This window comes from Streptomyces sp. WZ-12, assembly GCF_028898845.1.
Taxonomy (GTDB): domain Bacteria; phylum Actinomycetota; class Actinomycetes; order Streptomycetales; family Streptomycetaceae; genus Streptomyces.
Window position 1 is genome coordinate 4,312,038 of the sequence record NZ_CP118574.1, and the last position, 12,932, is coordinate 4,324,969.

Below are 12,932 nucleotides of genomic sequence, written 5' to 3' on the forward strand. Positions count from 1 at the left end.
ACGACGCGGCGCGGGGGGGGGGGGGGGGGGGGGGGGAGGGGGAGGGGGAGGGGGAAAGCCCCAGGGCCGGCCTCACGCCCCCGCCTACCGCCCGCTACGCCCCCTGAGGCTCCCGCGTCTCCTCCAGGCTCTCCGCCCCCTCGGCCGCCTCTCCGCCACCCGAGCCACCAGGGCCACCAGGGCCCCCCGGGCCGCTCGGCTCTTCCGGGGCGATGCCCAACGCCGCGTCCCTGGCGGCCTCGGCCTCGCGGCGGACCAGGCGGAACCACATGAAGAGCACGAAGCCCGCGAAGACGAACCACTCGCCGGTGTAGCCGAGGTTCTGGAACGCCTTCATGTCCAGGCCGCTGCCCTCCGCAGCGGCCGGCGGGACAGCGTGCAGCGGGGCGGGCGGGTCGGTGAGCGTGATCCAGGCGTCGTAGACGCCGTACGGCACGATGTTGACCAGCGAGGCCGCGCTGATCATGCCGAGCTGCCCCTTCGGCAGGCCGCCGCCCGCCTGGACGCCGGCGGTGCCCTGGTTCTCCGACGCCTGGAGCGCGCCGACCACCGTGACCTCGCCCTTCGGCGGCGCGGGCGCCTTCGCCGCATCGGCCGTGGAGTTGGCGTCACCGGGCAGCCAGCCGCGCACGACCGGCAGCGCCTTGCCGCCGTCCGTGCGCAGCAGGGTCAGGACGTAGAAGCCCTGCCGGTCGCCGTGCTTGCCCTGCAAGGTGCGTCCCGGCACGAGGAGTTGGTGCTCGGCGTCGTAGCGGCCGCGGGCGCTCGCCTGGCGGCCGGAGGTGACCTGGTCGACCGGCAGCAGGCTCTGCAGGGGCCGGGGCGCCGCGGCCTTGGCATCGGCGGACCGGTTCTCCTGCTGCTGGTGCGAGGCGACCCGGTCGTCGAAGCGGCTCAGTTGCCAGCTCCCCATGAAGATGCAGAAGGGGATCGCCAGTACGGCGAAGACGTTGATTCCCCACCACCGCGGGGTCAGCAGGAACCGGTACACCCCATCAACGGTACGGGGCCCGCCCGGCACGGCCGCACCGCCCCCTCCCCGCCGCCGCTCGGCCCCCGGGACCTGGCCGGTTGCCGTGACGACGGGCACCGCCAGCGACGCCCCGGACCACGGTACGAACTCCGGCCGCACCGGCCACGGCCGACCGTGCCGCCGCCGTGCCTAAGGCGTCGCCACCGCCGCTACGGCATCGCCACCGGCGCCGTCCGGTACACCGTGCCGGCGCACGCATCCGGGATCTTGGCGTCGGCCGCCACGGGCTCGCCCGCCTCCGGGGTGTGGGTGAGGAGCACCCCGCCGGCCGCCGCCCCGCCGTTCGGGGTTCCCTCGCCGCCGCCGGCCTGGCCCTCGGTGCCGCCGTCGCCCGTCGTCGCCGCGGCGGCCGGCGAGGCCCCCGGTGGCTTGGACGGATCGGGGGTCGGCGACGGTCCCGGGCCGGTGCACCCGGTCTTGCCGCCGCCGGCCGCCGGGATCCAGGCGAACTTGACCTCGTACGCCTGCCCGGGCTTGAGCACCAGTTGGTCGGGGGTGGTCGCCGGGTCCGGCAGGCCGGTGGCCTCGTCGCCCGACGTGTGGTCGACGACATGGATCTTGTCGGCCTTGGTGGCGCCCTGCGGGGTGAGGTCCACGGTCCCGCCGCCCTGCACGGTGCAGGCGGCGTTGGAGGTGTTCACCAGCCGGAACGCGCCGTAGACGCGGCCCGCCGAGTCGGCCGCGCCGACCGTCCCGGTCCCCTTGCCGAGCTGTTCGCGCCCGCAGACCGGCGAGGTGACGTCCATGGTCGCGTCAGGCGAGGGTGTGTCGTCGCCGGCGCCGAGGCCCGTCCCGGTCTGCTCGGCGCCCTTGTCCGCCTTGCCGGACGGTCGATCCGGGCCCGGTCTCGCGTCGTTCCCGCCGATCGGCCGGGTGCTGGCCCGTGCGGGGCCCTCGCCGCGCGCGCCGCTGGTGTCGTGGGTGACGTCCCGACTGCTGGCGGCGTTGGCCGGGCGGTCGCCGGGGTCGTCGCTGAAGTCGGCGACGTGCACCATCGCCGGGACCGCCGTACCGCCGAGCAGCAGCGCCGCGGCCACGCCCACCACGGCGTGCCGCCGCCGCTGGCGCCGGGCCGGCACCGCCCGCCGCAGTTGGTCCAACGCGTCCGGCGTGGGCTCCAGGTCGGCGACGCTGGACCGCAGCAGCCGTCTCAGCTCGTCCTCGCCGCCGAAGCCGGCATCCCGGGACGCGTCCCGCTCGTCCGCGCCCCGGCCGCTGGCATCGCGCTCACCCGCGCCGCCGTGATCACCGGCGTCACCGTGAACGCCCGCGTCACCGCGGTCGCTCACGCCACTACGGCCACCGGCGCCCCGACCACCGTCGTACGCCGTGCCGCCGGCCCCCCGACCGGTCTCGTCCCCCCAGTCACGCCCGCCGTTCCCGCTGTTGGGACCTGCCGCACTCACGCCGGAGCCTCCATGGCGACGCGGAGCGCCGCGATTCCCCGCGAGCCGTAGGCCTTCACCGAGCCGAGCGATATCCCCAGCGTCTCGGCGACCTGAGCCTCCGTCATGTCCGCGAAGTAGCGGAGCACCAGCACCTCGCGCTGGCGGCGCTGCAAGCCGCGCATCGCCTTGATCAATTGGTCCCGCTCCAGCAGGTCGTACGCGCCTTCCTCGGCGCTCGCCATGTCGGGCATCGGCTTGGAGAGCAGCTTCAGCCCGAGGATCCGGCGGCGCAGCGCGGAGCGCGAGAGGTTGACGACCGTCTGCCGCAGGTACGCCAGCGTCTTCTCGGGGTCGCGCACCCGGTTGCGGGCGGAGTGCACGCGGATGAACGCCTCCTGCACGACGTCCTCGCAGGAGGCGGTGTCGTCGAGCAGCAGGGCGGCCAGGCCGAGAAGTGAGCGGTAGTGCGCGCGATAGGTCTCGGTGAGGTGGTCGACTGTGGTGCCGGCTGCCATCGCGTCGTCAGTGTCCCCACGCTGTGTCGACAACTGCGCGGGGCGCGCGGCGGACCAGGGGGCGATCACCGGCATCCCCCCGGGCACCCGTGGGCGCTGGGGGCGCACTGCCGCGCCTGCCCCTGCCACCGGGGCGATGGTGAATCCGAGTACCTCTGCCACGCCTGTTGGACACGCTTCCCCCCAAAAGGGTTGTACGCGCAAGGCCCCGCTTGTGGCGATGCGTCAAATGCCCTCATGCGCACCAACTCTTTCAAACGCCCCAATTGCCCTGATACGACTGCCCTGTCGCAATCGTCCCGCCACCCCAGGGCCCCGGAAGCGGCCCGCGCACACCACGGACCATCCAAGGGGGCGATCCGGAGAGACGCCGCCCACCGGCTCACCGGTTGCAGCGTCACGGGATGCGAATGATCGAACAGAACATCAGCCCAGATCAAGTGGTCCGTACCAGCACTCCATACACCAAATCTTCACACGGCCCACAAATTATGTCGCAGGCCCCCACCCCGCCGCAGCCACTCCCGCCAACTGCCGCCCCCGCAACGGAAACTGGCCCGCGCCGCCCCCAAAACGCCCCGTATCGGTGCCACCCAAATCCCGACTTCCGAAACAAAGCCCACAAATCTCGAACCGCGTCCGCAAACCACCCATCACGCCCCACACATCGCAAAACGCAAACGGCAAATCGCCGCCTCCGGCCCGCACTTCAGCCCCCGCGGAGCGCACGCCGTGACCAACGCCACCCACCCCCGGAGACCCTTAAGTCCCTTACGCCCCGGTATCCCCCACCACCAACTCCCCGATCTGCGCCGCGTTCAGCGCCGCCCCCTTGCGGAGGTTGTCCCCGCACACGAACAGCTCCAGCGCCCGCGGATCGTCCAACGACCGCCGCACCCGCCCCACCCAGGTGGGGTCCGTCCCCGCCACGTCCGACGGGGTCGGGTACTCGCCCTCGGCCGGGTCGTCGCAGAGCACGACCCCGGGGGCGACCGCCAGGATCTCGTGCGCCCCGGCGACCGTGATCTCCTTCTCGAAGCGCGCGTGCACCGCCATCGAGTGCCCGGTGACCACCGGGACGCGCACGCAGGTCGCGGTGACCGGCAGCTCCGGCAGCCCGAGCACCTTCCGGGACTCCTCGCGGATCGTCAGCTCCTCCGAGGACCAGCCGTCCTCCTGGAGCGAGCCCGCCCACGGCACGACGTTGAGGGCGAGCGGCGCCGGAAACGGCCCGAGGGCGTCGCCGACCGCCCGCCGCACATCGCCCGGCGCGGCGCCCAGTTCCTCGCCGGACACCATCGCGAGCTGCGCCCGCAGCGTCTCGGTGCCGGCCCGCCCGGCGCTGGACGCCGCCTGGTAAGAGGAGACGACCAACTCGCTCAGCCCGTACGCGGCGTGCAGCGCACCGAGCACGACGATCATCGACAGCGTGGTGCAGTGCGGATTGGCGATGATCCCGCGCGGCCGGATCCGCGCCGCGCACCCGTTGACCTCGGGCACGACCAGGGGCACGTCCGGGTCTCCCCGGAACGCGCCCGAATTGTCCACCACCACCGCGCCCTTGGACACCGCGACCGGCGCCCATCGCGCGGCGATCTCGTCCGGCACGTCGAACATCGCGACGTCGATGCCGTCGAAGGCGTCCTCGCTCAGCTCGACGACCTCGATCTCCTCGCCCCGCACGGTCAGCCCGTGACTGGCCGAACGGGAGGAGTCGATCAGCCGGATCTCGCCCCAGATGTCGGCCCGCTCGGAGAGGATCCCGAGCAGCACCCGGCCGACGGCACCGGTGGCGCCGACGATCGCGAGATGCGGCTTGGTGACCGGGCGGGCCCCCGTCCCCGCCGTGTCGGCGAGGGACGGACGGCCCGCCTCGGCCGGAATCATCGCCCGGTGCCGCCGTAGACGATCGCCTCGTCGCTCTCGCTGTCGAGCCCGAAGGCGCTGTGCACGGCCCGGACGGCCTCGTTGACGTCATCGGCCCGGGTGACGACCGAGATGCGGATCTCGGAGGTCGAGATGAGCTCGATGTTCACGCCCGCGTTGGACAGCGCCTCGAAGAACGCGGCGGTGACGCCGGGGTTGGTCTTCATGCCCGCGCCGACCAGCGAGATCTTGGCGATCTGGTCGTCGTAGCGGAGCGAGTCGAAACCGACCGCGGCCCGGGTCTTCTCCAGGGCCGCGACGGCCTTGCGGCCCTCGGCCTTCGGCAGCGTGAAGGAGATGTCCGTCAGGCCGGTGGAGGCCGCCGACACGTTCTGGACGACCATGTCGATGTTGACCTCGGAGTCGGCGATGGCACGGAAGATCCGCGCGGCCTCGCCCGGCTTGTCCGGAACCCCGACGACCGTGACCTTCGCCTCGGAGGTGTCGTGCGCGACGCCCGAGATGATTGCCTGCTCCATCGGCTGGTCCCCTTGCGGTTCGTTGCTGACCCACGTGCCCTGCAGCCCCGAGAAGGACGAGCGGACGTGGATCGGGATGTTGTAACGGCGTGCGTACTCGACGCAGCGGTGCAGCAGCACCTTGGAACCGGAGCTGGCCAGCTCCAGCATGTCCTCGAAGGAGATCCAGTCGATCTTCCGGGCCTTCTTCACGACCCGGGGGTCGGCGGTGAAGACGCCGTCGACGTCGGTGTAGATCTCGCAGACATCGGCGTTCAGCGCGGCGGCCAGCGCCACCGCGGTGGTGTCCGAACCGCCGCGCCCCAGCGTCGTGATGTCCTTCTTGTCCTGGGACACACCCTGGAAGCCGGCGACGATGGCGATGTTGCCCTCGTCGATGGACGCCTGGATGCGGCCCGGCGTGACGTCGATGATCCGTGCCTTGTTGTGCACGGAGTCGGTGATCACGCCGGCCTGGCTGCCGGTGAAGGACTGCGCCTCGTGACCGAGGTTTTTGATCGCCATCGCCAGCAAGGCCATAGAGATCCGCTCTCCGGCGGTCAGCAGCATGTCGAACTCGCGCCCCGACGGGATCGGGGACACTTCCTGAGCGAGATCGATCAGCTCGTCCGTCGTGTCGCCCATCGCCGAGACCACCACGACAACCTGGTTGCCGTTCTTCTTGGCCTCAACGATTCGCTTGGCGACGCGCTTGATGCCCTCGGCATCCGCAACGGATGAGCCGCCGTACTTCTGCACGACAAGGCCCACGTGCGCTCCTCGCAACTGTCTTGAGCGGGAGGGGATCCCTCCCGGACCCCCTGATATGGGGGTACTGCGGTCGGCTCAGTCTAACGAGCGGGCGGAAACCGCCCCGCTACTACCGCATCGTGAGACACCGAACCCGCGTCGTGATCAACTCGCCCTCGTGCCGACGCCGGTGGCGGCGGCCGATGAGCGCGCCGAACGCGGTCCGTGAACACCGTGTCCCTCTCCGGTCCAGCGCGGTGCTCCATCGCACCGGCTCGGCGAGCACCTTCCCGTTCCGCCCAGCGGCACACGGAAACGTAACCCAGCTCACACCCCCGGGACGGCCCGTGGCCCGGGAGTCACGCCCGGCGCAGCCCCAACGGGCCGGCGATCTCCGCGGCCATGACCTTGCCGGCCTCCTCGGCCAGCCGCTCCTCGTCGCCGGCGGCGCCGGTGTCGGTGTCCAGCCCGTCCAGCGCGTCCAGCGGCTGGTCCAGGCGGACATGGGCGACCAGCGACTGCAGCGCCCGGAGGGCGGCGGAGGCGGTCGGCCCCCAGTTGGAGAGGTAGGAGAACTGCCACCACCACAGGGCCTCGGAGACCCGGCCCGCCCGGTAGTGCGCCAGCCCGTGCCGCAGGTCGGTGATGATGTCGGCGAGATCGTCGGAGATCCGGCAGGCCACCGGCTCGCTGCGCGGCACGTACGGGTCGAAGACCTCGGAGTAGACGTCCACCGGGTCGAGGAGCTGCGCGAACCGCTCGCGCAGCTCGTCCACGTCCGCCTCCGGGCCGGTGTCCGGTTCGTAACGCTCGTCGGGAACGATGTCCTCGTGGGCGCCCAGCCGGCCGCCCGCGAGCAGCAGTTGGGAGACCTCCAGCAGCAGGAAGGGCACCGCGCTGTCCGGCTCATCGCCCTTGGCGACCTCGGTCACCGCGACGATGAAGCTCTCGATCGAGTCGGAGATCGAAACGGCGAAGTCGTCCGGGTTCTGTGTCGTGTCGTGCAGCGTGGCGTCAGACATCGAGAAGTCTCCTCCCTTCGAAGGCCCGCCCGAGCGTGACCTCGTCGGCATACTCCAGATCGCCTCCGACCGGCAGCCCACTGGCCAGTCGCGTCACCTTGAGGCCCATCGGCTTGACCATGCGGGCCAGATACGTGGCCGTGGCCTCGCCCTCCAGATTCGGGTCGGTGGCCAGGATCAGCTCGGTGACGGTGCCGTCCGCGAGCCGGGCCAGGAGTTCCCGTATCCGCAGGTCGTCGGGGCCGACGCCCTCGATCGGACTGATCGCCCCACCGAGGACGTGATAGCGGCCGCGGAACTCCCGGGTCCGCTCGATCGCCACGACGTCCTTGGGCTCCTCCACGACGCAGATGACCGCCGGATCGCGCCGCGGGTCCAGGCAGACCCGGCACTGCTCCTCCTGCGCGACATTGCCGCACACGGTGCAGAACCGGACCTTGGCCTTGACCTCCATCAGCGCGTTCGCGAGCCGGCGGACATCGGTCGGCTCGGCCTGAAGGATGTGGAAGGCGATCCGCTGCGCGCTCTTGGGACCGACGCCGGGCAGTCTGCCCAACTCGTCGATCAGGTCCTGGACCACGCCCTCATACACGGAACGCCTTCTCTCTCTTCTGCCGTGCTGCGTACGCTAGTTGGCTACTCCCCAGAAGGGGAGGCCCCTCGGGTCCCTCAGAACGGGAGACCGGGGATGCCACCGCCGCCGCCCAGCGCCTGGGCGAGCGGGCCCAGCTTCTGCTGCTGGAGCTTCTGCGCGGTGGCGTTGGCGTCGCGGACCGCGGCGAGAACGAGGTCGGCGAGGGTCTCGGCGGTGTCCTCCGCGGAGTCGGTGTCGACCGCCCTGGGGTCGATCACCAGCCCCTTGAGCTCACCGGAGCCGGTCACCGTCGCCTTGACCAGGCCACCCCCCGCGGAACCCTCCACGGGCGTCTCCGCCAGCTCCTGCTGGGCGGCCGCGAGATCCTCCTGCATCTTCTGGGCCTGCTGGAGCAGCTGCTGCATATTGGGCTGACCACCGGGGATCACGACATGACTCCTGCCGTACGACAACGATTGTGCGGTAGCCCGAGCCTACGTGTTCCGCGCGCCCGGCGCCCTACGCCGCAGGGAGGAGCACTGATGTGCCCCGTACGCCCCCGGGACGGCAGCGACGGCGGTGCGGTCACCGGGCCGCAGCCGCGCACCCGGCGCCGCTCAGCACCGCTCGACGTCGCTCGTCGCCGCCCCCGCGTCACTCGTTGTCGAACTCCTCCAGCACCGTCGCCCCGAGCTCCCGCACGATCAACTCATGGCCGCTGAGCGCGGAGTCGACGAGATCCGCGTCGTCCTCCGCCGGCATGTCGTACTCGATCGACACCGGGGGCTCCGGCGGGGCGTACGAGGGCTCCGGCGCGGGGCTGCCCTGGCCGCCGCCCGTGGACGGCGACGGGGCCACCGCCTCGCGCGCCATCCGGGCGCCCTGGCTACCGCCGCCGCCGGACCCCTGCTCGGGGGCCGGCGGGGCGCTCGGCCGGGCCGGCGCCGGTGCCGACTGCTGGGGCGCACCGCCATAGCCGCCGGTCGCCCCGCCGCCGAAGCCGCCACCGCCGCCGCGGGCGCCGCCGGACGGCGGGTTGGCCCCGCCGGACGGATCGACGATCGCCTCGACCCGCCACCGCAGCTGGAAGGTGTCGGCGAGCACGTCCTTGAGGACGTCCTCGCTGCCGCCGTTGGCGAAGCTGTCCCGGGCACCGGCGTTGGGGAACCCGACCTGCAGCGTCGTGCCGTCGAAGCCGGAGACCTGGGCGTTCTGGCTCAGCAGGATCCAGGTGAAGCGGCGGCGGCCCTTGACCGCCTCCAGGATCTGCGGCCAGAGCTGCCGCGCCTGCGCGGCCCCCTGCGCCGCCGCGGCGGACGGCGCCGCGGGAGCTCCGCCGGCGGGACCGGGCGCGGGCGGGCGCGGGCGCGGGGGGCGGCGTGGGCGCCGCGGGCGCGCTGGGCGCCGCGGCGGAGGGCTGCCCGCCCTGCCCCGGCGCCGCGGCCGACGGCCAACTCCCCGGGCTGCCGCGCACCGGGCGCCTGCCCGGCACCCGTCGCACCCCGGGTGCCACTGGGCCACGCCCCGGGCCGCGCCGCCCCACCCTGGGGTGCGGCCGGGGCCGCCGCTGCTTGCGGGCCGCCCTCGTCCTGCCCGACCGGTTGACCGGCCGACTGACCGACCGGCGCCGCACCGGAGGCAGCAGGACTCGCCGGACCCCCGGAACCAACAGGACCAGCAGGCGCACCGGTCGCAGCCGGGGCACCGGCGCCGGCCCCCGCGTCCGCGCCCTGGCCGCTCGTCGCCCCCCGCACGGCGGCGCGCGCCGCCGCAGGTCCGGAGGGCCCGGCCGGCATCGGCGGATGCGCCTGGGGCCCCGGCGCGTACCCGACCGCGGGCCCGCCGGACTCCAGCACGGCCCCACCGGGACCGGCGCCGCCCGCGGGCAGCCCGCCGCCCAGCGCCAGCGCCGCCGCCCCGGCGCCCGCGCCGCGCTCCAGGCGGTCCAGCCGCGCCTGCACCGACCGCTCGTCGTCGTACGCCGCCGGCAGCAGCACCCGGGCGCAGATCAGCTCCAGTTGGAGCCGCGGGGAGGTCGCCCCGCGCATCTCCGTCAGCCCGGCATTGACCAGGTCCGCGGCCCGGCTCAGCTCCGCCGCCCCGAACACCGACGCCTGCGCCGCCATCCGCTCCACGACATCGATCGGGGCGTCGATCAGCCCCTTCTCCGCCGCGTCCGGCACCGCCGCCAGGATCACCAGGTCCCGCAGCCGCTCCAACAGGTCGGAGACGAACCGGCGGGGGTCGTTCCCGCCCTCGATGACGCGGTCGACGACCTCGAAGGCCGCCGCCCCGTCCCCGGCCGCGAACGCCTCCACGACGGAATCCAGCAGCGACCCGTCGGTGTACCCCAGCAGCGACGTCGCCATGGCATACGTCACACCGTCCGCGCCGGCCCCGGCCAGGAGCTGGTCCATCACCGACATCGAGTCACGCACCGAGCCCGCACCGGCCCGCACCACCAGCGGCAGCACCCCGTCCTCGACCGGGATCTCCTCCCGCCCGCACACCTCCGCGAGGTACTCCCGCAGCGTCCCCGGCGGCACCAGCCGGAACGGATAGTGGTGCGTCCGCGACCGGATCGTCCCGATGACCTTCTCGGGCTCCGTGGTCGCGAAGATGAACTTCAGGTGCTCCGGCGGCTCCTCGACGACCTTCAGCAGGGCGTTGAAGCCCGCCGAGGTCACCATGTGCGCCTCGTCGATGATGTAGATCTTGTAGCGGCTGCTGGCCGGCCCGAAGAACGCCTTCTCCCGCAGCTCGCGGGCGTCGTCCACGCCACCGTGCGAGGCGGCGTCGATCTCGATCACATCGATCGAGCCGCGCCCGTTGCGCGCCAGGTCCTCGCACGACCGGCAGGTCCCGCAGGGCGTCGGAGTGGGACCTTCCTCACAGTTCAAACAGCGCGCCAGGATCCGCGCGCTCGTCGTCTTGCCGCAGCCGCGCGGCCCACTGAACAGATACGCATGGTTGACCCGGTTGTTCCGCAACGCCTGCTGCAGCGGGTCGGTCACGTGCTCTTGCCCGATGACCTCGGCGAAGGACTCGGGGCGGTAGCGGCGGTACAGCGCAAGGGACGACACGCTTACGACGATATCGGGCCCCACTGACAACCGGGCTTCCCCGAGCTCCCGGCCGCTCACGAGCGGGGAAGGCGGCACCCGCGAACGCAAGCGCCCCTCACGCACCCGCCAGAGCCGACCTACCCTTGCTGCCTTCCGGCCCTGGGGGAGTTCAGTCAGATAGCGCCACGTGAGGGGCTGCGCCCCACATTAGCGGATCCCCCGCCCAACAAACGACCCGCCCCCATCGGACCCCCTCGCCGGATCCCCCCGCCGACCCCCTCCCCCGGATCATGTTCGCGAGCACTCCCCAACGTCTTGTATTGTTTGCGGCGGAGGATTCGCCTAGTGGCCTAGGGCGCACGCTTGGAAAGCGTGTTGGGGGCAACCCCTCACGAGTTCGAATCTCGTATCCTCCGCCAGTGCTCTCACCGGGCACGATGTCGAAGGGCCCCACCGTTCGCGGTGGGGCCCTTCGACGTTCCTCAGCCCTCGTTGTCCTGGTCTTTGTCCACAAGGGGTGTCTCCGGGGCTCCCCAGATCGCTGTGCCGATCTTCTTGGCCACCTCCTTGAGCAAGTGATCAGGCACGTGGAGGTACCGCGCTCGCATCCTCGCGGCGCCGCCCGGCTCCCACCCCATGATCTGGTCGATGACCCGATCCGGGACGCCCAGCAACATCAGCACCGTTCCGGCGGTGTGACGGGCGTCATGAAGCCGACCGTCGCGGACCTGAGCGTCTTCAAGTAGCCGCTTCCAATCGTGGTAGTCCGTGTTCGGGCTTAGCGGCCCTCCCAACGGCTTCGTGAACACGTACTCCGACTCGACCCACAGATTCCCGGCGGCCTCGCGTTCGCGAGCCTGCGTCTCCTCGTGTGATCGCAGCATCACGACCAGCGGGCCGGGCAGAGGCACCGCGCGGCGGCCGGCGCGCGACTTAGTGTTCTTGGTCTCGCGACGTACCTGTACGCGGTCGGGGCAGTACCCGGCCTTCCGGCCGCAGGGCACCACCTCCGGGCATCCGTGCTCATATTTCGGCCGTAGGCGATTCCGGCGCAGCTTCAGGTACTCGTTGTCCAGGTCGACGTCAGACCACCGCAGTCCGAGCGTCTCGCCCTGTCGCAGCCCGAGCGCGAGCGCGAGCATCCATCGGGCGCTGTTCCGCCGCTTGTTGACCTCAAGCAGCAGGCTCTGCACCTCATCGACCGAGTACGGTTCTACCTCGGTCTCGTCTTCCTCGACTCGCGGGGGCTTAGCTAGCGCGGCGGCGTTCTTCGCCGCGTGACCACGCCGTACCGCCTCGCCGAGTGCGGTTCGGACCGTTCGGTGCGCCTGATGAGCGGTGCCAGCCTTGCTCCCACCGCCCTGCATTCGCCGGTAGAGGCTTTCCAGGTGTTCCGGCTCCAGACGGTCGATGCGGTGCTTGCCCACACCAGGAACGAGGTGCACTCGAACCGCGACCTCGTAGCCGTCGTAGGTGTTCTCGCTGACGACCGGCTTGGCAATGTTCTCGACCCAGTGTTGGAGCCACTTCTCAACGGTCCAAGGCTTTCCGGGCTGTTGAGCCGATCCTTCGTCGCGCTGCTTTTCCAGCCGCCGGACCTCGTCGACCAGATCTTTGCGGGTCGGGCGGGTCAGGTGACGGCGGTAGGGCGTCCCGTCATCCTTGTAACCCATCGGCACACGACCGTGCCAACGACCATCCTTGCCAAGGTAGATGGCGGATTCACCGTTGGCGCGACGGGTGCGCTTCTTTTCCTCTGCCACAGGCAGACTCCTTATTCAGGTGTCGGGTTGGAGACCGGGGCGGCGGGCTGTCCTTGTCCGGGAGTGCCGCCGCCCCGGGCGTCGTCAAGCGGCTCGTTTGGCCGAGCGTCGGCGGGCAAGGTACGCGGCCGGCGCATCGGCCGGGACGCGACGGAGACGACCGATGTCGATGGACTCCAGCTCTCCGGAGCGAATGAGCGCGTAGCACGTGGTGCGGCCGATGCGGAGTCGGCGGGCGGCCTCTTCGACAGTGAGTAGGACGAGGGTGGAATCAACAGCGGCGATGTCGACCATGTCCATGTAGAGATCCCCTTCGATCAGGGCGAGCTGTCCGAGGTGCGGATTTCTGCGTCATTGCGTCATCAGCGTCACTTGAGCTTCTGACCTGCTGTTTTGCGTGACGCAGCGGTTTGGGGGTGCGTCATCGCAGCGTCATGG

The 12,932-nt window shown here is 71.7% G+C and carries 10 protein-coding genes, 1 tRNA gene, 1 other RNA gene and 1 pseudogene; 1 reads left to right on the forward strand and 12 read right to left on the reverse strand.

Features of this window, described 5'->3' with window-relative positions:
• Nucleotides 1-94: 94 nt before the first annotated feature.
• The 10 genes and pseudogenes from PV796_RS18340 to ffs form a co-directional block, all read right to left on the reverse strand.
• On the reverse strand, nucleotides 95-991 hold the full coding sequence (locus tag PV796_RS18340; protein ID WP_274914392.1) for an SURF1 family protein: 897 nt from the start codon (nucleotides 989-991) through the stop codon (nucleotides 95-97).
• Between the two features lie 191 nt (nucleotides 992-1,182).
• A complete protein-coding gene (locus tag PV796_RS18345; protein ID WP_274914393.1) occupies nucleotides 1,183-2,322 on the reverse strand; it encodes a hypothetical protein in 1,140 nt (379 codons plus the stop codon).
• A 113-nt stretch (nucleotides 2,323-2,435) separates the two neighbouring features.
• Nucleotides 2,436-3,011, reverse strand: coding sequence for a SigE family RNA polymerase sigma factor (locus PV796_RS18350; protein ID WP_274914394.1), 576 nt, complete (start codon nucleotides 3,009-3,011; stop codon nucleotides 2,436-2,438).
• Between the two features lie 696 nt (nucleotides 3,012-3,707).
• On the reverse strand, nucleotides 3,708-4,823 hold the full coding sequence (locus PV796_RS18355) for an aspartate-semialdehyde dehydrogenase (protein WP_274914395.1): 1,116 nt from the start codon (nucleotides 4,821-4,823) through the stop codon (nucleotides 3,708-3,710).
• Entirely contained in the window at nucleotides 4,820-6,091 is a 1,272-nt protein-coding gene (locus tag PV796_RS18360; RefSeq protein WP_274914396.1) for an aspartate kinase, read from the reverse strand. Before PV796_RS18360 ends, PV796_RS18355 begins: the two co-directional genes overlap by 4 nt.
• Nucleotides 6,092-6,429: 338 nt before the next feature.
• Nucleotides 6,430-7,092: a DUF5063 domain-containing protein gene (locus PV796_RS18365; protein ID WP_274914397.1), complete on the reverse strand. Its 663-nt coding sequence runs from the start codon at nucleotides 7,090-7,092 to the stop codon at nucleotides 6,430-6,432.
• On the reverse strand, nucleotides 7,085-7,684 hold the full coding sequence (gene recR, locus PV796_RS18370) for a recombination mediator RecR (protein ID WP_274914398.1): 600 nt from the start codon (nucleotides 7,682-7,684) through the stop codon (nucleotides 7,085-7,087). Before recR ends, PV796_RS18365 begins: the two co-directional genes overlap by 8 nt.
• A 77-nt stretch (nucleotides 7,685-7,761) precedes the next feature.
• Complete coding sequence (locus PV796_RS18375; RefSeq protein WP_274914399.1) at nucleotides 7,762-8,115, reverse strand: YbaB/EbfC family nucleoid-associated protein; 354 nt, start codon at nucleotides 8,113-8,115, stop codon at nucleotides 7,762-7,764.
• A gap of 205 nt (nucleotides 8,116-8,320) precedes the next feature.
• Nucleotides 8,321-10,749 (reverse strand): annotated as a pseudogene (locus PV796_RS18380) (DNA polymerase III subunit gamma and tau).
• Between the two features lie 83 nt (nucleotides 10,750-10,832).
• Nucleotides 10,833-10,931, reverse strand: an RNA gene (ffs, locus tag PV796_RS18385) — signal recognition particle sRNA small type.
• Nucleotides 10,932-11,062: 131 nt separating this feature from the next.
• Between ffs and PV796_RS18390 the strand changes: the two genes are divergently transcribed.
• Nucleotides 11,063-11,150, forward strand: a tRNA-Ser gene (locus PV796_RS18390).
• A gap of 63 nt (nucleotides 11,151-11,213) precedes the next feature.
• On the opposite strand, the gene PV796_RS18395 is transcribed toward PV796_RS18390, so the two are convergent.
• Together PV796_RS18395 and PV796_RS18400 are read right to left on the reverse strand one after the other, a co-directional pair.
• Nucleotides 11,214-12,494, reverse strand: a complete 1,281-nt coding sequence (locus tag PV796_RS18395; protein WP_274914400.1) for a tyrosine-type recombinase/integrase — start codon at nucleotides 12,492-12,494, stop codon at nucleotides 11,214-11,216.
• Between the two features lie 84 nt (nucleotides 12,495-12,578).
• Nucleotides 12,579-12,794 (reverse strand): helix-turn-helix domain-containing protein, encoded by a 216-nt coding sequence (locus PV796_RS18400; protein ID WP_274914401.1) that lies wholly within the window; start codon nucleotides 12,792-12,794, stop codon nucleotides 12,579-12,581.
• Nucleotides 12,795-12,932: the final 138 nt, after the last annotated feature.